A 17,373-nucleotide genomic window follows, 5' to 3' on the forward strand; every position below is an offset into this window, starting at 1 on the left:
TCTTACGGCGACTGCGGCGACTGTGTAACAGCCAAGCCTTTCGCGCTTTCGATATATTTCTTGACCGTATCGCTCATACTCCACTCGCCCAGCGACATTCCCTGATACCATACCTTGACCTTGTCACCCTCAAACGGACCTTTTACTTCCAGATTGGAGCTGGTTACCGAAAATGTACCATCCCCGTTGGAGGTGTATTTTGCGTTCTGGCCCTCTTTTATCATCATGTTCAAAGCCTCGCTCTGAACCTTGTTAATCGCATCATCCTTTGCCTGAGTAACTACCTTGCCGACCTGCTCAAAGGAAATACCACTGTAAATTAGCAAGCCTGCAACCACAACAATGACGATCAGCCATTTTACAAGAGTTTTTACAATATTCAATATGACAAACAATAGGACAAGCCCAATCAATATATACAGCCAGTTATCCTGAACGATCTGCCAATTATGTTGCAAAAACTCTGTCCAGACGTTCTTATCCATTTCGCTACACTCCCGTTTTCAACTGCATGATTCAAATTGCAAAATTGTCTCTGTAATTATACATGATTCCATGATGTCCTGTCAGCTTAGCTCTTTCCCACTGCATATTCATTCAAATCTTGTCCGTACAAAATGGTCTATGTTCGTCCACTCCCGCGTACAACTTAGGAAGGGCCGATACGAACCAGTATGAAAATTTACATTAGGGAAAGGGGGTTATCCACTTGAAAACAGCCCTCTGGCTGTATCTCTTTTTGTTTATTGCCTTTTTTGACCTGCATGCACAATATCCGATTCTGACACCATTCGCTATTTCCCTGGGTGCAGCACCTACCTTTATCGGCTGGATGATGGGGATTTATTCCCTGACTCACCTGCCTGGTAATTTGATGGCCGGCCCCATGGTCGACAAGCACGGCAGCCGCCGATATATAATGTTCAGCCTGACAGCCGCAGGTATCATCCTTATCATTCAATCGTACATCCACACCCCGTGGGAATTACTTTTTCTGCGTGCGATTAGCGGTTTTGTGCTGGCCTTTTTGTCCCCGGCCTGTCTGGCTATGTTGGCACAGCTATCCGATCATCCAGTTACACAGGGCAAATATATGTCAGGACACGGCGTCGTCCACACACTGGCCTCTGTCCTGTCTCCAGCAGCGGGAGCGTTCATCGTAGCCAGCTTCGGCTTTAGCGAGACGTTCAGCTCTCTTGGCATCATTCTCGTAGTCACAGGACTTATGGCGTATTTCACCTTGCCTAAAGCGGCGCCTGCTCCACAGGCCCAACTATCTGACGGACAAACGGCACCTGCTCCATTGTCCGGGTCACAGCCACTTTTACCATTCAATTGGCGTTATCTGTTCCTGCCTTTTGTTTTGGCGTGCGCGCAAGGCATTTTATTTTATGAGATCCCATTGCGGAATAACGGTTCTGCGTCCATGATGTCCACCGGATTGCTCTTTTCCATCATCAGCTTGGGAGCGCTCTGTACGCTCAGCCTGCTTTTTCTAAACAAATATTCACCGATGGTGCGGCTGATTTGCGGCATTATTCTAATGTCCCTAAGCTTCTACGCACTCGCCATCGTACCCGAAGCGACAATTGGCATCATCCTTTTTATTTTAGGAACAGCCAAAGGCATCATTTTCCCTGCACTTGCCTCTCTATTTATACGGCTTGGGGGTACGAGGCTAGGTAAAACCTTTGCACTGCAATCTATTGCAACATCCATCGGCTCCTTTGCCGGGCCCGTCCTAGCGGGTCAGCTGCCGGATTATCTGTCTCCTTTTTTTGTCGCATTCTTAATTCTAATGCTCGGTTTGCTGCTTATTCCTGTAAAACGCCTATCTTCGACACCGCCATTATCTGCCCCCGGACCCTATCATTCCAGCTAATTTAAGATACGGCTACCTCTACAGCCCAAAATGGTGCTCCAGAGGGCAAATGCACAGTACCTGATATCCCTACCAACATAGACTAATTTGACTGAACAGATTATTAAAAAGGGAGGTGCTGCCCGTGAGCCACTGTCATCCTTGTCATGTTTTAGGAACCTCAACCGGCACTATTCTTGTTCTCTATATTCTTCTCGTCATCATTCTCCGTACTTGCTGGATTTAATATCTGAATTGCCCTAACATGCCGTCATCATATCCATGCCTGCCACTTCTGGCAGGCTGTTTTAGTGTTTTTTGCATGAGAACCTCATTTGGAGCTACACTATACACATATTCATTCATTTCCCGGGGAATTTCGAGCACAGGCATCAAGCAGGGGGTGGCAAGATGGCAATTACCGTCATTGTCGAAGGAAAAAATGACCGCAGTAAACTTCGCCGATTACTTGATCCGGAGGTTCACATTTTGTGCACCTTCGGTACATTAAACACTACTAAACTGGAATCCCTCCGCAAGCATGTCAAGGATGACGAAATATACTTATTTATGGACAACGATAGCTCCGGGAAAAAAATACGGGGTGTGCTTGCAGACACTTTTCCTGATGCACATCATATGTATACCCGCAAAGGATATGCCGGCGTTGAAGGCACTCCAGATGAATATGTGATCGCTCAATTGGAAAAGGCAGGGCTGGAGGAATATATTTTATATCCACCTGTCCTGTAGTCTAAAAAACAAATATAGCTGTCCGCAGGCTGCTTTCATGCCTGTTGGACAGCTATAGGGTAACCCTGACAAATGATACTAACCATCATGTTAGAACTTATGAACCGTATCAACGATCATCAGCAGGAAGCTGAGTGTCAGATGATTGATGGAAAAGAAAAATACTTTTTTAGCCCAGGAATCTGTTTCTTCTTCCTTAATCGTAAAACCTTTAAAGGCATAAAATGCCCAAAGGACAGACAATAATACGGACACAATCATGAAAATCATACCGGCATACCCATAAGCGTACATAAGAATGGGTACCGGAATCAACAACACAATATAAGGAATCATTTGAATCTTAGTTCGATGAATGCCCTTCACGACTGGCAGCAATGGAAATCCTGCTGCGCGATACTCCTCAACTCGGCGAATCGCAAGTGCCCAGAAGTGAGGGGGTTGCCATAAGAACAGCAGTGCGAATAAGAGCCAGGCGCCCATGTCAATACGACCGGAAGCAGCCACATAACCGATCACAGGAGGCATCGCACCTGAAATACCGCCGATGGATGTACTCCATGTAGACGATCTTTTTAACCAAAGTGTATAAATACCGACGTAAACGAACATGCCAAGTATGCCCAGTAGCCCTGCCTGGATACCAGAGAAGGAGAACAGCACAGTCAGCCCGGCAATACCCAAAATAATAGCGTATGACAACACCGTTGTAGGGGTCAAACGCCCTGTTGGCAATGAGCGATTACGTGTACGTTCCATCTTCATGTCCAACTCACGATCAAAAAAGTTGTTAAAGACACACGAAGAGGCCATAATCAGCATCGTGCCTAAAAGTGTAAGAATTAGCTTTATATAGTCAACGTCCCACTGTGAAGCCAACCAGAATCCACCAAAGGCTGCAACCAGATTTGTACGAAGAATGCCTGGCTTGGTGACTGTAATAAAATCTTTCCATGTGCCCGCTTTACCGGGTGGTTTAGATTTTACAGAGTAAGTAGCCGCCTCTGAAGAAGCCTTATAACTAATGTTATCCATTGTGAGTAACTCCCCCTTAGAGATATATGAATTCGGGAGTAAGTTGAACTCCGATATAAATTTTATCATACACTCCCCCTAAAAAGTTTGACAGAAAACGCACAAAACGTTCACAATTGGGCTGCAAATCGCCTCTGCTGATCGTTTACAGTAAATTTGGGTAGTAATAAGACAGGATACAATCAAAAGGAGCGACAGATATGGATACAGCCACACACTTTGTCATGGGAATCGGGTTGGCCGGGCTGGCCTACACCGATCCTGCCGTCGCCGAAGATCCAAAGTTGGCGGCAGTCATTCTGATCGCTACGGTCATAGGGTCACAGGCTCCGGATTTTGACACCCTGTTTCGGTTGAAGAACAATGCAGCCTACATTCGCAATCACCGTGGACTATCACATTCCATTCCCTTCTGGTTAATATGGATCTTGTCCATAACGGGACTGATTTGCCTTATTTTCAGGGATGTGTCCGCAGGCCATGTAGCACTCTGGGTAACGATTGCCGTCTGCCTGCATGTGTTCACCGATTTGTTCAATACGTATGGGACACAGGCATTCCGACCTTTTACGGACAAGTGGATATCATGGAATATCATCCACATCTTTGATCCCTTTATTTTCGGTACCCATGTTGCTGCGATTATGCTGTGGATCACCGGATTGGTTCCATCCGCTCCCTTATTTATTACACTGTATGTCGCTCTCGTCTTGTATTACATTTGGCGCACCTGGAGTCATTTCCGTCTCAAAAATAGGGTACGTGATATGGACAACGAGCGCCGGCAGGGAGATAACTATTATATCATTCCCACGGTTTCATGGAACCGGTGGCATGTGGTAAAAGCACATCTGAATGGAAGTTATGACATAGGCGGATTAAATGGAAAACATTTGTTTTGGACGAAGCATGTGGTTCCATCCACACACCCGGCCGCAGAAGCATCCAAGTCCTATCGCGATGTGCAGGCATTTCGTTATTTTTCCTCCTTTGCCGTTGCCGAGGTGGAGGAGGTGGAGTGGGGCTACATTGTGCGGTGGGCGGATGTAAGGTATCGTCACCGAAAACAATATCCATTCGTCGCTGTCGTCGCGATGGATAAGCAGTTCGGGCTGATCAATAGTTATATCGGCTGGCTCAGTCATGAAAAGATGCAAAAACGTCTCTCTCTGCATACGAATTAAAAAATGCTTGTTAAGTAAACACCAAGCATGGTGAACGACAAATAGCAAGTCTCCTGTGATCCTGGAGCTTGCTGTTTGTTGTTTGTCGAAAAAATCATACCCTCATGAAGAGCTAGATGAAAGCGCCCTCTTGACGAAGCGGACTTGCGTGATTCACAATGGTCATAAGCCATGCGCGCAAAAAATCCGGAGCATGATTGCTCCGGATTTTCTTCATCACAGTTGCTCATAATACAGCTTCCAAGATGGAGTGTTTATGTGTATTACTGCATACGGCTATTGCCCGACAAGGATTGCTCTGCTTGTTGGACCAGCTTTTTCGTGATGTATCCCCCAAGTGATCCTGTTTCACGGGAAACGACATTACCATAGTAACCGTCCTGAGGGATGGTGATGCCCAGTTCTTGAGCGGCCTCATATTTTAATTGTTGTAAAGCGGCGTTGGCCTGCGGTACTTGCAGGTTGTTTGAACGACGTCTGCTCATATTTGAATCTCCTTTCAGTTCTTTGTGAGTGAGGTTCATTGCAAGCTTGCAAGATTATTATGGCTCGCTTACACCTGCTTATTCCTGAAATTCAACATTCGAAGCTGGAGGTTTTTACCATGAGCAAAGGTTTATCCCTGTGGTTCGCCGTTTCATCCATTGTCCTGCTGACAGCAGCCGCAATATCGATCAGTTATTCCGCATGGCTTGCTATTTTACTCGGACTTTTTTCTGTAGGCAACATCGGCTGGGGCTTCGTGGTCAAGGCCCGCCAACGCCGCTCCTAGCCGATCCTATCACGCACCTGATTGCGTTGGCTGCCGGATGCTTTGACTATGTGTACTTTTAGCGTAGTTGGGGTAAAAAGCCCATGCGCTCTTTGACCGCAGTCAGCGTGACTTCAGCGGCTTCTCGCGCACGCTCTGCGGATTGAGCCAAAATACGTCCAATCTCACCGGATTCCCGGATGTCATGGTATCGCTGCTGAATTGGCTCAAGTGTAGCTACAACAGCCTCTGCCAGTTCTTTTTTGAACGTGCCGTACATTTGACCTTCAAAGCGATCCTGTACTTCTTGGAGCGACAAGCCGGAGCACTGGCTATAAATGCCCATCAAATTGCTAATTTCCGGTTTACCTGCCGGATCATATCTAACCTCACTACCAGAATCGGTAGTAGCGCGGCTGATCTTTTTGCGAATGACTTTTGGTTCGTCCAGCAGAGCAATATAGCTGCCAGCATTCGGGTTGCTCTTGCTCATCTTTTTGGATGCATCATCCAGGGACATAATTCTCGCCCCTACTTCAGGAATGTAAGGTTCGGGAACCGTAAAATAATCTCCATAGCGGTGATTAAAACGACCTGCCAAATCACGTGTCAGCTCCAGATGCTGTTTCTGGTCTTCACCTACCGGGACAAGATCCGCATTGTAGAGCAAAATGTCCGCTGCCATCAGCGACGGATATACAAACAGCCCCGCTCCTACGGAATCCTTGCCAGCCGCTTTGTCCTTGAACTGGGTCATACGTTCCAGCTCGCCCATATTCGTCAGTGTCGTCATCAACCATCCCAATTCAGCATGCTGAGGGACATGGGATTGTAAGAAGACGTTGGATTTCTCCGGATTAATGCCCGCTGCGATAAACAATGCTGCTACCGCCTCAGACTGCTCGCGCAATTGAGCCGGTTCCTGCGGTACGGTAATCGCATGAAGGTCTACAACCATAAAGTAACATTGGTGATCCTCTTGTAATTTTACAAAATTTTTCATTGCACCGATGTAATTGCCCAAAGTAAGTTGTCCACTGGGCTGAATGCCTGAAAGTACAGTTTTCATGTTCATCATTCCTCCTGAGATTTAGTTCATTTTGAACGCAAAAAGGCCCCGCATCCTCAAGGGACGCGAGACCGTGGTACCACCCTTATTCATTGCCGCCAGCCTAACACTTGTCGGGACTATGTTCATGGCTGCCTGCAATCTTAAAGCTCCGTTAACGGGGAGCAATCGGCCGTCATACTGAGAATGGTCAAATCCTGTTCTGTACGGCACTCCAAGGTCCATTCAGCAATACAGGCTCACCGATTCTCATCCACCACCGGCTTTCTGAAGAGCTTGTGCAAAGCTTACTTGTCCTCATCATCGTGTTTCCATGTCATTACTTTCTAAATTACATTTAATGATAATTCCGTATAATGTTATTGTCAAATGACGATTGTGCCCTGCGATCAAAAATCTGTTATCATAATGACACAAAGCTTCAACCGATTATAGTGGACAAAGGAGCATGGAATATGAAACAAGTGACCAAAGAACACTGGAACGGTTACGACACGTATGTTTTACATAGCCCTGAACTGGAAGTTACGATGATCCCTCGCCTCGGGAATAATATTATTTCAGTGCGTGATCTGAAGCTGAACCGGGATATCGTACGGCGTCCCGGCGAGGAGGAATTGGCTTTTTATTTACAAAAGCCTTATCATTTTGGCTTGCCGATTTTGATCCCTCCCGGCCGAATCCGCAAAGGACAATTTGAGTTTGACGGTGTTTCATATCAGTTTGACCGAAACACGGCCAACGACAATCATATACACGGCCTGCACCGCAATCAATCTTGGCGCTGCAGTGATATTGAAGAGGATGAGGAAGGTTGCAGCGTAACGACCGAGCTTCTGACAGAAAGTGATCCGCACTGGATCGAGCAGTTCCCCACTCCTTTGCGTCTGGAGATGACTTACCGCTTGCAGGGTTCTGTATTAAGTCAAACGCTGCAAGTAACGAATCTGGGGGGAAAAGCAGCACCTTTTGGCTTGGGATATCACACCTGGTTTATGGTGGACGGAGAACCTGAGCGCTGGCGCCTGAAGCTGCCTGTGAACGGAGTATATGAGCAGGATGCTGAACAGCTCCCTACGGGTAAAATTACTGCTTTGGATGATTTGGAACAGCTCTCTTCGGGGCTCTCTCTGAAAGGAACGAATCTGGACACTCTGCTGCGGGCATCGGAAGGTCCTGCTGAAGCTCTATTGACTCGTGATGACGGTTATCAGATTCGCTACACAGCGGATGAGCAATACTTTAAGTATTGGGTGTTGTATACCAAAGGCGAATGCGATCAATATCTCTGCATTGAACCTTATACCTGGCTGTCTGATGCTCCTAATTTATCTGATCCTGTCGGAGAAGGTGGATTGATTCGTCTGGAGCCTCAGCAATCCATCAACCTCAAGACTCAGATCCACATACATCAACCATAATTCTCCTTTTTATACTTTCCTTCCTTTGGCGCATATTTTCATAACACTGTCGCATACTAACCTCATCACAGCCGAAGGAGGTGACTACACATGTATGAGGCCAATCAAGGCAGAGGACGTCGCACCAACACTCTGGTCGTTCCTCAAGCCAACAACGCACTGCAACAATTGAAATATGAAGCTGCGCAAGAACTGGGCATCACCATTCCGGCAGACGGTTACTATGGTGATATGCCATCCCGTGAGGCTGGTTCTCTGGGAGGCTATATCACTAAACGCTTAGTACAGCTGGCCGAACAGCAATTATCAGGTCGTTCAGGTCAATAAGCGTCATTATTCCACATGAGCATTCCGTTCATTGTATTTTAACAAAATGCGTGTTATGACGGGCATATAACAAAGGCGGTCTTCCTATGGAAGGCCGCCTTTCCTTTTTATTCTTTTATGGATGATTATTCCGAATTGGCCGCTCGATCCCGATATGTAGGCTTGTTGTAACGGATCATGAGATTCGCCATGTTATAGTTCGATTCCAGCGTGGCATCCACCAGAATGATCCCCTGTCTGACAGCAAAATCAAAAGCAATCTCACCGTGAGTCCAGCTGCGTTTGTGATCTAACGTTTCCAAGGCCATATGGCGAAAATCCTCACGATGCTTTGCAGATAATCCCGGCTCTACAGCTGCAAATGTACCTCCCTTCCCTGCAATCGGATTATGTCTGATCCCAAATTTTCCAATCACATTGTTGCGTATTTGCACAAATACGATGCCTGACGACAAACCCGCCAGTTCATGATCCAGTTCTTTAAAAACGATATCCAGCTGCCTTATCAAAGACAATTGACCTAAATCTTCTTTCATAAAAACCCCCCTATATACCTGTTTTGAAATTTTTAATAGGTCTTACGACTCAATTATATGTGAATATTTTTAACGTTACAATCAAAATCAACATAAATGGGCATTTATAACTATTATCTAAGTATATCCACTAATTTAAATTTCGCTAACAGGTAATATCAATAACACTTCGACATATTGTGACGTAATTCTTCATCTTCTGCATTGAATACAAAAAAGGCCTCCCTTGCGGGAGACCTGCTTGCAGGGTATTTCTGTTAGTCTGTCATTTGCAAAAATTGCTCAATGTCCTGAACGGTAACTTGCGCAGCATTACGCCAGAAGTCAGATTGTGTTAGATCAGTACCCAAATGCTTGGATGCCAGTTCTTCCACCGTCATGCGACCTGTATCACGCAGTAAAGCATCATATTGATCGGCAAACCCGTCTGAATTCTTTTTCGCAAAAGCGTAAATCCCCGCACTGAACATGTACCCGAATGTATACGGGAAATTGTAGAATGGTGTGTCCGTAATATAAAAATGCAGCTTGGACGCCCAAAAATGAGGGTGTACCTCATCCAGAACACCGCTGAATGCTTCACGCTGCGCTTGCTCCATTAACTCGCTTAGCTGCTGCGCTCCTACGACCCCTTTTTTCCGCAATTCGTAAAACCGGGTTTCAAACAGGAAGCGGGCGTGAATGTTCATGAAGAAGGCTATTCCGCGCTGGATTTTGTCCTCTAGCAAAGCTACCTTCTCCTGACCTTCGGCGGCTTCCAGCAAAGCATCCGACACAATAAGTTCTGCCAGCGTCGACGCTGTTTCAGCCACATTCATGGCATAATTTTGATTCAACGGATGTAATTCATTCATTACATGCTGGTGATAACCGTGTCCAAGTTCATGGGCCAGTGTCGAAACGTTGGATGGTGATCCGGCATAGGTCATAAAAATACGGGTCTCTTTGCTAAGTCGCAAGGATGTACAGAAGCCACCAGGACGTTTTCCTGGACGATCCTCTGCCTCGATCCAGCTTTTCTCAAAAGCCATTTGGGCAAAATCAGCCATTCTTGAACTGAATTTGCCGAATTGCTCAACAATCGTAACGGCTGCGTCGTCGTATGGGATTTTAGTGGTCGATGTTCCCAGTGGAGCCTCAACGTCATGCCAGGACAGCTTCTCTAGCCCCAGCAATTTCGCCTTCCGCTCCAAATATTTGACCAGAATAGGCTTCGTTTCATTAATAACCTGCCACATGGTATCAAGTGTTTGCGCTGACATACGGCTGATTTCGAGCGGCTCCTTAAGCACGTCTGTCCAGCCCCGGTTTTCATATAGCTTGAGACGGAAGCCTGCCAGGTGATTCAGCGTATCCGCACAGTAATCCTCCACCTGAGTCCATGCCGCTTCCCAACGTGCAAACACATCCTGACGCACGCTGCGATCCGGTTCATCCAGTTTATTAGCCGCTTGCCCAACAGACAGGTTTACGATCTCGCCATTCTCTGGTACAGGAATCGTCATATTTTTGACAATCGTATCATAAAAGTCGCCCCAGCCATGGTAGCCGTCCACACCCAAATCCAATGCCAGGCTCTCCAGCTCAGGAGCCATTTTCTCACGCGCTTCATTCCGGTATTCAGTCAGGACAAAAGAAATCGGCTTGATAGCTTCACGCTCCATCCACTTCTGCCAAATGTCTTCACTGGTTTGTGCCAGCAGGTTCTGGAAAGATACCAAAGCACTTTTCACCTGTGCGTACAGCGTATTCACGCGTGCCCCCAATTGAACAGCAAGCTTGTCGTGCTGGTTTTGAGCAGTGAGACAAGAAACAAAGGAACCCGCCTGCGACGCGCCATTAAACAGCTCCTGCATGCTATTCAGCACACTATCCAGATGCTCGGTATCCAATACCGTCTGTGGTACCTTCGCAGCTTTAAGCTGAGATTGCAACTGCTGAACTTTGCCCTCCAATTCCTCCAAAAATGCATGAAATGAAGCAGAGGAGGAGCCTCCACTGAATATAGATTCCAGATCCCATGTTTGCTTTAACGGTGTTTTCATAATTGTTCCACCTTTCTTTTTGGCGAATTCATGTGGTTTCATATACAATAAAGCTACATCGTGATGATAAAATCACTACAATTGGGAGGAATACAGGATGAGACCTTTACAAATTTCGCCGGAAACGGCTGTGAAATTATCCGAAAAGCTTGGCATTCCGCTGGAACACCTTATGCATACACCCCAGCACATTTTGATGCAAAAGCTGGCCGAACTGGCTAAAGAAGAAACCACTGACCCGAACGGCGGAGAGTCGGACAAATCATGATCCCTTTTCATAAAACCTGGCCTTACGACATTGTCATGGGGGACGTTTATGTACAGTCTTGTCCGTTTTGCGACCATGAGAATGTGTTGCTACCCCTGAAGCCAAAAGAGCTTAAGCTCATCCATGAAGGAATGAAAAAGCTGCTTGTGTTCCCATGCTGCCGTAACAGGATAACTTTGGTGGATTGTGATGCCGATTATTTGCTGTCAGATACCACACTCCGCCATCATTAATTCATGAGGCAGTTGGCAGTTGCAAGACAAGATAACCCGTTTTACAAACAAGGTGTGAACCATGAGCCTGAAGCGGCCATAGTACACACCTTTCTTTTCTTAAGAAGAGCTTGCGTCCTGCATTTCCTCCGGCAGACTGATGTCCTTAGCCAGCATTTGCTCCCGCAGTACAGCCCATTGTTCACGGGAAGCCCGGATCATGGCCGCATCCATAATTTTCTTATCATTAATAACACGCGAAAACCAGCGTACCGCTTCGTGAAAATTACCTGTACGCCGATGCAATTCTCCAATCAGATAGAGCAGCTTGGCATTATTCGCTCCGACACCTTCCAGCTCATAGACCCGGATGTAAGAATCCAGACTAAATTGGAGAAAACGAAGCTCCTGCTCCTCATTTCCACGGTAACGGTACATCCATGCGATATGCTGCAATAGACTAGCTATGACCCGTTCCTTTTCTCCGATAACCTGCGCACAGAGTAGACCCAGTTTATATGTTTCTAACGCATCTTCCCAGCTACGGTGACCGCTATATTCACGAGATTGCCACCGATTACCAATTTTGTCCTTGAATAGCTTGGTTTGCTGATCACTTAGCTGAACGGTAGAATGCTCTGTCGAGGTAAATCCGCAATGCGGACAAACCCGTACGACGTAAAAGTCGGGATTTTCATTTTTGTAATACGCACAAAAGTCTGAATCCGTACGAATGGCCTTTTTCAGGCTTGGTCTGACACGAGATGTCTGAAATTCCTGTTCACAATGCGGACAAACGATACTAATCTGATATAACGGTTCAATTTCCAATGTGTTTACAACCCTCTCCCAAATTCGGAAATTCCCGTAAGCTTACGGGGTATTTACAAAATGATGCGCAGGACCGGACAAACGATTAAGTATGATTGAACGAAGCGGCTCCTCAATGCCCGCATCCGTTAACGCCCCCGCCATACAAGACAACCATGCCTCTGCTCGCTCCTCCGTTACGGGAAACTTCATATGTCTGGCACGTAACATCGGATGACCATATGCATCGGAAAACAGGGACGGACCTCCAAAAAACTGGCTCAGGAACATGAACTGTTTTTCCTTTACCGGTTCCATGTCTTCAGGGAACAGTGGACTTAACAATGGATCTTTATACACTCTCGGGTAGAAGGCCTCAATAATAGCACGAATACCTTCCGCACCCCCAAGATTGTCATAAATGCTCAGGCTAGGATTCACTTTTCCCCCAACTTTCTATGCTATGGTAATAAATATACACCCGTATTATAACAAAAAACAAAAAATGACGCTAAAATAAGCGTCATCTTATCATTTGAACATATAAAAAATATAACTAATAGCTTCGCCAATCCTCTTCACCGGGATGGACGCGAGAGACACGAATGACATACACAAAAGCACATACGAGCAAACCGGCAACGATACTCATCCTGATCACTCCATCCTTAAGGTTATGGATCGTTGTTTTCCTATTTTAACATACTCTTTACAAAAATACAGCTTTTCATGCAATCGCTTTCTTTACTTTTTTGTACTCTTTGTCCTTCCCCGACATAGGAATAATAGTACAACTCCAAAGGAGGGGCCTCAATGTCGCTGTACCGTCGTTACTCGCTTCCTTTGCTCATCCTTATACTGGTATCCCTATTTGTGCTTATGGCCGCGTATCCGCAGTCTTCGCTGAATGCCGGGCTTCGTGGTCTTGCCATCTGGTGGGACGTGCTGTTCCCTTCTTTATTCCCGTTTTTTGTGATTTCCGAGCTACTCCTTGGTTTCGGAATTGTTCATTTCATTGGTGCGCTGCTAGACCCGCTGATGCAGCCTCTATTCCGTGTACCTGGCTGCGGAGGCTTCGTCGCTGCAGTCAGCTGTGCATCCGGCTACCCGATAGGGGCCAAACTAACAGCCAAGCTGTGGGAACAACGATGGATTACCCGCATTGAAGGAGAGCGTTTGGTCGCATTTACAACTTCCTCTGATCCCATCTTTCTGATCGGTGCGGTTTCCGTTGGCTTCTTCCATCAGCCAGAAATTGCACTCGTACTGGGTGCAGCCCATTACGGTGGTGTGCTGCTCATCGGCCTGCTCATGCGCTTTCATGGTACCCGTTCAGGGGATTCTGATATTAGCAGGCAACCTGCACCAGCGTCCGGTAGTACCTCGGATGTAAAGACAAGCACGTCCCCTGCACGGCAGCCCGGGCAGCTACGTCAAGCCCTGTATGCCATGCATGCGGCGCGCTTGGAAGATGGGCGTCCGTTTGGCGAGCTGCTCCGTCAGGCGATTGCTTCCTCTCTACGCCTTATTATTGTCGTAGGGGGGCTGGTTGTATTCTTCTGCGTTACTCTGGAGGCTTTGACGAACTCAGGTTTAATGAGCGGCCTTCGTATGCTTACGGCGAGCTTATTGACTGCATGCGGTCTTCCTCCTACGTTAACGGAGTCTATTGTGGGCGGTATTTTCGAGGTCACCTTAGGAGCACAAGCCGCAGGTGAAGCCACAGGAGCGGCGTTGCCGTTCAAAGTGGCCGCAGCAGCTTTTGTTCTCTCCTGGGGGGGGCTGTCCGTTCATGCGCAGGTCGCAAGTATTTTAAATATGACGAATCTACGGTATATGCCGTTCTTGCTCGCACGGGCTGCACACGGTGTCATCTCGGCATTGCTGGCTCTTCTGTTATGGCGCCCGCTAATGGGCCAAGGAAGCTCGCCCGTGTTTCATCCGATATATGACATCATATGGTCCCCCGGCTTTTCGTCTACCATGCTGTTGCAAAGCCTTCTGTTCCTGGCCTGCATGCTGACAGGGATGCTGGCTCTCTCCTGCTTGAGCGTCGGTACAAGTCACTTATTCGCGTGGCTGAAAAGAACATACAGGCAATGAACGATTGTGTTCTTGCTCATAATTGATTATGATCGGTATATACCCATGACAAAGGAGCTTTTCATCTTGAGATATTATGTTCTGGACCGCGGGGATCAGCATTCCATGGACTTGAGCCAGCAATTTCACCGTCTTGCCCAACAAAAGAATTTCAAGCTGGATGCCGAATCGCCGGAAATCGTCGTGTCTATTGGAGGCGATGGTACGATGCTTCATGCGTTTCATACCTTCATCGACCGAATTCCGGATATTGCCTTTGTTGGTGTACATACCGGTCATCTGGGCTTTTACGCTGATTGGCGTGCGGACGAGCTGGAGGAGCTAATCGACCTGATGAGCCAAAGCAGATCTGAGGGGTTGCTTAACCCTAGAATCGTCAAGTATCCGCTGATTGAATTGGAGATTCACAAAAAGTCTGGAAATGCCTCTTTTATCGCCTTGAATGAATTCACGTTAAAAGGCGTAGATGGTACTGTTGTTGCCCAGGTAGATATTAACGATATTACTTTTGAAATGTTCCGTGGTGACGGCATATGCGTTTCGACACCCTCCGGAACGACTGCCTATAATAAAGCACTCGGTGGAGCGATGGTTCACCCCACCATTGAGGCCTTGCAATTAACGGAGATCGCTTCCATTAATAACCGGGTATATCGGACCCTGGGATCGCCCTTGCTCCTGCCCAAACACCATCATTGTGATATTTTTTCGCGAAAAGAACAGCGTCTTTTATTGACTGTGGATCACCTGAACTTTCCTGTGGATGATCTGATCTCTGTTCGCTGTCAGGTCTCAAGTCAAAAAATCAGCTTCGCTCGTTATCGTCCTTTTCCCTTTTGGGATCGGGTACGCAACGCTTTTCTCAACTAAAACCTGTAAAAGAGCCGAAGTCGGCTCTTTTTTATTGGATTTATGCAAAATGCTCTATTACAAACAAAACGGTTCCTGAAACTCAGGAACCGTTTTGTTGTGGAGCTATGAATGTTTTATTCTTTTTGCTGATCTCAGCTTTTTCGGCTCTGACAGCAGCCCCCGCCTGACGTTGGCCTTCGGACTCACGCGAAACACGGGATTGACGCCCCTCCCTGTTTTCCTTGGATTGACGCTCAAAGCGTGATCCACGGGATTCCTTTTTGTCGAAATTCCCTTGCTGCTGACGTTGTCTCCGTGGCTCCCGAGCCTGCTGCCCTTCTCCGGGATTGCGTCCATCCTTTGCTTCACGCGGTTCTCTCGGCTGACGCGATTCACGGTTTTCACGTGGCTCACGCTGCCGGTTTCCTTCACGACCTTCTCTGGGTGGACGACTTTCCCGAGCTTCACGTGGCTGACGCTCACGTGCTTCCTGGGCTTCCTTCGATTCCTGACGTTGCAATTCGCGTGGTTCACGGACTTCTCGTGATTGCTCCGTTGGCGGCTCCTCCATTATCGTGGAATCCTGCTGCGATTGCGTCCATTCCCGTTCTACAGCTGTATGTTGCAATATTTCTTGCTGCTCTTCCGTTTCTAACGTTTCCGCTTGTTCCTTTTGAGCATCTACCAGCTGTTGGATGTCTGGGGCAATAGATTCATCATTGCTTCCGTTCTTGTTGAACACTTCACGGCTTTTTTGCAACACAAAATAAGCACAACCGAAATTGCAGTATTCATTAATGTAATCGTCCAGTACCACTATGGATGTGTCCTTATTTGCTTTGGGGTGTCCTTCTCTATAAAAACCCTTCAGACGCAGCTGATTGTAGCCCCAATCACCAATAATATAATCATAGCGATCCAGCACTTCACTGTATCGATCACGAAATGCTTCGGGATTCCACCCGTTCTTGTGATCCTGCAACACTTCATAGTTTTTACCACCGATTTGAAACAAGCTAATCTGACCGCCTTTCCCGGATCAAGCCTGCGAAAGGGCGCTTTCTTCCTTATGCTGAGCGGCGGACTTCACCTGCTCATGCGCTTGGTAGGAGCTGCGGACCATCGGACCGGATTCGACGTGGCTGAATCCCCGCTGTAATCCCTCTTCCTTTAACTTCGCAAAATCTTCCGGTGGATAATATTTTTGCACATACAAATGCTTCTCGGACGGTTGCAAATATTGTCCAATTGTCAAAATATCACAATCAATTTTACGCAGATCATCCATGGCTTGCAAGATCTCGTCCCACTCTTCTCCGACACCCAGCATGATGCTTGATTTGGTCGGAATGGACGGATTCAATTGCTTCGCACGTTGGAGCAGCTCCAGGGAGCGGCGATATTTCGCCTTGGCCCGTACTTTATCCGACATGCGCTCCACGGTTTCAATATTATGATTCAAAATATCCGGCTTGGCATCCATAACGATCCGCAGCGATTCAATATCGCCCATAAAATCGGGAATCAATACTTCTATACTGCATAAAGGTACTCGGCGGCGAATGGCCCGAACCGTTTCTGCAAATATAGTAGCGCCCCCATCCTTCAAATCGTCACGAGCCACGCTGGTTACGACACAGTGCTTCAAGTTCATGTTTTCAGCTGCTTCCGCAACGCGTTCAGGCTCCTGCAAGTCCAGTTCCGTAGGCATCCCCGTGTTCACTGCGCAAAAACGGCACGCACGCGTACAAATATCACCCAAAATCATAAATGTCGCTGTCCTGTTGGCCCAGCATTCATATATATTAGGGCATCGTGCCTCCTCACATACGGTATGTAATGTCTTGGAACGCATCATGCTCTTGATATCCTGATAGTTGTCGCCTGTCGTAAGTTTAATACGAATCCAGTCGGGTTTTGCTTCCTTCACTTTTCTAGACAATGGCATAGACCTTCTTTCTGATGAGCTTAAGCTTTCATTGCCATACATTATAACATGAAAGCGATGGAAAAACCTCCATTCATTGTTCCCTTTTTGATATGACATTGATGCCGGAAAAGTAAATTCTTGATATGGATAAAAGTAACGGTTATCGCTCAATCTAAACTAAAGCGCTTCTGCTCATGCCATGGATTGCGGGGCTAG

Annotated in this window: 20 protein-coding genes, 1 pseudogene and 1 other annotated feature; of the genes and pseudogenes, 11 read left to right on the top strand and 10 right to left on the bottom strand. The window is 47.0% G+C overall.

Features of this window, described 5'->3' with window-relative positions:
- Positions 1-2 precede the first annotated feature (2 nt).
- The gene (locus BAZ21_RS12430; protein WP_068500705.1) at positions 3-485 is read right to left on the bottom strand and encodes a hypothetical protein; all 483 of its coding nucleotides are present in this window, start codon (positions 483-485) and stop codon (positions 3-5) included.
- Between the two features lie 224 nt (positions 486-709).
- On the opposite strand from BAZ21_RS12430, the gene BAZ21_RS12435 reads away from it, so the two are divergent.
- From BAZ21_RS12435 to BAZ21_RS12440, 3 genes and pseudogenes are all read left to right on the top strand, one after another.
- A complete protein-coding gene (locus BAZ21_RS12435) occupies positions 710-1,882 on the top strand; it encodes an MFS transporter (RefSeq protein ID WP_068500708.1) in 1,173 nt (390 codons plus the stop codon).
- A 157-nt stretch (positions 1,883-2,039) separates the two neighbouring features.
- Positions 2,040-2,108, top strand: a pseudogene (locus BAZ21_RS30230) (YjcZ family sporulation protein); the annotation flags it as partial.
- A gap of 164 nt (positions 2,109-2,272) precedes the next feature.
- Complete coding sequence (locus tag BAZ21_RS12440) at positions 2,273-2,614, top strand: toprim domain-containing protein (protein ID WP_068500710.1); 342 nt, start codon at positions 2,273-2,275, stop codon at positions 2,612-2,614.
- A 90-nt stretch (positions 2,615-2,704) separates the two neighbouring features.
- On the opposite strand, the gene cyoE is transcribed toward BAZ21_RS12440, so the two are convergent.
- Complete coding sequence (cyoE, locus tag BAZ21_RS12445; RefSeq protein ID WP_068500713.1) at positions 2,705-3,649, bottom strand: heme o synthase; 945 nt, start codon at positions 3,647-3,649, stop codon at positions 2,705-2,707.
- 200 nt (positions 3,650-3,849) lie between these two features.
- Between cyoE and BAZ21_RS12450 the strand changes: the two genes are divergently transcribed.
- Positions 3,850-4,833: a metal-dependent hydrolase gene (locus BAZ21_RS12450; RefSeq protein ID WP_068500716.1), complete on the top strand. Its 984-nt coding sequence runs from the start codon at positions 3,850-3,852 to the stop codon at positions 4,831-4,833.
- Between the two features lie 263 nt (positions 4,834-5,096).
- Here the strand turns inward: BAZ21_RS12450 and BAZ21_RS12460 are convergent, their stop codons facing one another.
- A complete protein-coding gene (locus tag BAZ21_RS12460; protein WP_068500723.1) occupies positions 5,097-5,318 on the bottom strand; it encodes an alpha/beta-type small acid-soluble spore protein in 222 nt (73 codons plus the stop codon).
- Positions 5,319-5,377: 59 nt separating this feature from the next.
- On the opposite strand from BAZ21_RS12460, the gene BAZ21_RS28490 reads away from it, so the two are divergent.
- A complete protein-coding gene (locus BAZ21_RS28490) occupies positions 5,378-5,605 on the top strand; it encodes a hypothetical protein (protein ID WP_141694969.1) in 228 nt (75 codons plus the stop codon).
- A gap of 58 nt (positions 5,606-5,663) precedes the next feature.
- On the opposite strand, the gene trpS is transcribed toward BAZ21_RS28490, so the two are convergent.
- Positions 5,664-6,653 (bottom strand): tryptophan--tRNA ligase, encoded by a 990-nt coding sequence (trpS, locus tag BAZ21_RS12465; protein WP_007431987.1) that lies wholly within the window; start codon positions 6,651-6,653, stop codon positions 5,664-5,666.
- Between the two features lie 56 nt (positions 6,654-6,709).
- Positions 6,710-6,966 (bottom strand) — a binding site (T-box leader).
- A gap of 142 nt (positions 6,967-7,108) precedes the next feature.
- On the opposite strand from trpS, the gene BAZ21_RS12470 reads away from it, so the two are divergent.
- On the top strand, positions 7,109-8,074 hold the full coding sequence (locus BAZ21_RS12470) for an aldose 1-epimerase (RefSeq protein WP_068500726.1): 966 nt from the start codon (positions 7,109-7,111) through the stop codon (positions 8,072-8,074).
- Between the two features lie 90 nt (positions 8,075-8,164).
- The gene (locus BAZ21_RS12475) at positions 8,165-8,401 is read left to right on the top strand and encodes an alpha/beta-type small acid-soluble spore protein (RefSeq protein ID WP_068500729.1); all 237 of its coding nucleotides are present in this window, start codon (positions 8,165-8,167) and stop codon (positions 8,399-8,401) included.
- Between the two features lie 125 nt (positions 8,402-8,526).
- On the opposite strand, the gene BAZ21_RS12480 is transcribed toward BAZ21_RS12475, so the two are convergent.
- Positions 8,527-8,937: an O-methyltransferase gene (locus BAZ21_RS12480; protein WP_068500733.1), complete on the bottom strand. Its 411-nt coding sequence runs from the start codon at positions 8,935-8,937 to the stop codon at positions 8,527-8,529.
- Positions 8,938-9,194: 257 nt separating this feature from the next.
- Positions 9,195-10,982 carry a M3 family oligoendopeptidase gene (locus tag BAZ21_RS12485; protein ID WP_068500736.1) on the bottom strand — a complete coding sequence of 596 codons (1,788 nt, stop codon included), beginning with the start codon at positions 10,980-10,982 and terminating at the stop codon, positions 9,195-9,197.
- 97 nt (positions 10,983-11,079) lie between these two features.
- Between BAZ21_RS12485 and BAZ21_RS27895 the strand changes: the two genes are divergently transcribed.
- Positions 11,080-11,250, top strand: a complete 171-nt coding sequence (locus tag BAZ21_RS27895) for a YycC family protein (protein WP_007431992.1) — start codon at positions 11,080-11,082, stop codon at positions 11,248-11,250.
- Entirely contained in the window at positions 11,247-11,483 is a 237-nt protein-coding gene (locus tag BAZ21_RS29370) for a hypothetical protein (RefSeq protein ID WP_068500739.1), read from the top strand. The genes BAZ21_RS27895 and BAZ21_RS29370 overlap by 4 nt, the downstream gene beginning before the upstream one ends.
- Before the next feature lie 99 nt (positions 11,484-11,582).
- Here BAZ21_RS29370 and BAZ21_RS12495 read toward each other — a convergent pair whose 3' ends face one another.
- Complete coding sequence (locus tag BAZ21_RS12495; protein WP_068500743.1) at positions 11,583-12,293, bottom strand: DUF2225 domain-containing protein; 711 nt, start codon at positions 12,291-12,293, stop codon at positions 11,583-11,585.
- Between the two features lie 42 nt (positions 12,294-12,335).
- The gene (locus BAZ21_RS12500; RefSeq protein WP_068500745.1) at positions 12,336-12,713 is read right to left on the bottom strand and encodes a globin domain-containing protein; all 378 of its coding nucleotides are present in this window, start codon (positions 12,711-12,713) and stop codon (positions 12,336-12,338) included.
- A gap of 372 nt (positions 12,714-13,085) precedes the next feature.
- Here BAZ21_RS12500 and ylbJ point away from each other — a divergent pair, with 372 nt between their 5' ends.
- Both ylbJ and BAZ21_RS12510 read left to right on the top strand, forming a co-directional pair.
- Positions 13,086-14,375 (top strand): sporulation integral membrane protein YlbJ, encoded by a 1,290-nt coding sequence (ylbJ, locus tag BAZ21_RS12505; protein WP_068500748.1) that lies wholly within the window; start codon positions 13,086-13,088, stop codon positions 14,373-14,375.
- Positions 14,376-14,441: 66 nt separating this feature from the next.
- Complete coding sequence (locus BAZ21_RS12510) at positions 14,442-15,245, top strand: NAD kinase (RefSeq protein ID WP_068500750.1); 804 nt, start codon at positions 14,442-14,444, stop codon at positions 15,243-15,245.
- 82 nt (positions 15,246-15,327) lie between these two features.
- On the opposite strand, the gene BAZ21_RS12515 is transcribed toward BAZ21_RS12510, so the two are convergent.
- The gene (locus tag BAZ21_RS12515; protein WP_068500753.1) at positions 15,328-16,242 is read right to left on the bottom strand and encodes a YutD family protein; all 915 of its coding nucleotides are present in this window, start codon (positions 16,240-16,242) and stop codon (positions 15,328-15,330) included.
- A gap of 24 nt (positions 16,243-16,266) precedes the next feature.
- A complete protein-coding gene (gene lipA, locus BAZ21_RS12520) occupies positions 16,267-17,169 on the bottom strand; it encodes a lipoyl synthase (protein ID WP_068500756.1) in 903 nt (300 codons plus the stop codon).
- Positions 17,170-17,373 lie beyond the last annotated feature (204 nt).

Source organism: Paenibacillus kribbensis, assembly GCF_001705305.1.
Classification (GTDB): Bacteria; Bacillota; Bacilli; order Paenibacillales; family Paenibacillaceae; genus Paenibacillus; species Paenibacillus kribbensis_B.

What these genes read in the sequence shown, in the direction of transcription:
- BAZ21_RS12430 (WP_068500705.1), bottom strand. Translation starts at nt 485, where the DNA reads ATGGATAAGAACGTCTGGACAGAGTTTTTGCAACATAATTGGCAGATC.
- BAZ21_RS12440 (WP_068500710.1), top strand. Translation starts at nt 2,273, where the DNA reads ATGGCAATTACCGTCATTGTCGAAGGAAAAAATGACCGCAGTAAACTT.
- cyoE (WP_068500713.1), bottom strand. Translation starts at nt 3,649, where the DNA reads ATGGATAACATTAGTTATAAGGCTTCTTCAGAGGCGGCTACTTACTCT.
- BAZ21_RS12450 (WP_068500716.1), top strand. Translation starts at nt 3,850, where the DNA reads ATGGATACAGCCACACACTTTGTCATGGGAATCGGGTTGGCCGGGCTG.
- BAZ21_RS12460 (WP_068500723.1), bottom strand. Translation starts at nt 5,318, where the DNA reads ATGAGCAGACGTCGTTCAAACAACCTGCAAGTACCGCAGGCCAACGCC.
- BAZ21_RS28490 (WP_141694969.1), top strand. Translation starts at nt 5,378, where the DNA reads ATGGCTCGCTTACACCTGCTTATTCCTGAAATTCAACATTCGAAGCTG.
- trpS (WP_007431987.1), bottom strand. Translation starts at nt 6,653, where the DNA reads ATGAAAACTGTACTTTCAGGCATTCAGCCCAGTGGACAACTTACTTTG.
- BAZ21_RS12470 (WP_068500726.1), top strand. Translation starts at nt 7,109, where the DNA reads ATGAAACAAGTGACCAAAGAACACTGGAACGGTTACGACACGTATGTT.
- BAZ21_RS12475 (WP_068500729.1), top strand. Translation starts at nt 8,165, where the DNA reads ATGTATGAGGCCAATCAAGGCAGAGGACGTCGCACCAACACTCTGGTC.
- BAZ21_RS12480 (WP_068500733.1), bottom strand. Translation starts at nt 8,937, where the DNA reads ATGAAAGAAGATTTAGGTCAATTGTCTTTGATAAGGCAGCTGGATATC.
- BAZ21_RS12485 (WP_068500736.1), bottom strand. Translation starts at nt 10,982, where the DNA reads ATGAAAACACCGTTAAAGCAAACATGGGATCTGGAATCTATATTCAGT.
- BAZ21_RS27895 (WP_007431992.1), top strand. Translation starts at nt 11,080, where the DNA reads ATGAGACCTTTACAAATTTCGCCGGAAACGGCTGTGAAATTATCCGAA.
- BAZ21_RS29370 (WP_068500739.1), top strand. Translation starts at nt 11,247, where the DNA reads ATGATCCCTTTTCATAAAACCTGGCCTTACGACATTGTCATGGGGGAC.
- ylbJ (WP_068500748.1), top strand. Translation starts at nt 13,086, where the DNA reads ATGTCGCTGTACCGTCGTTACTCGCTTCCTTTGCTCATCCTTATACTG.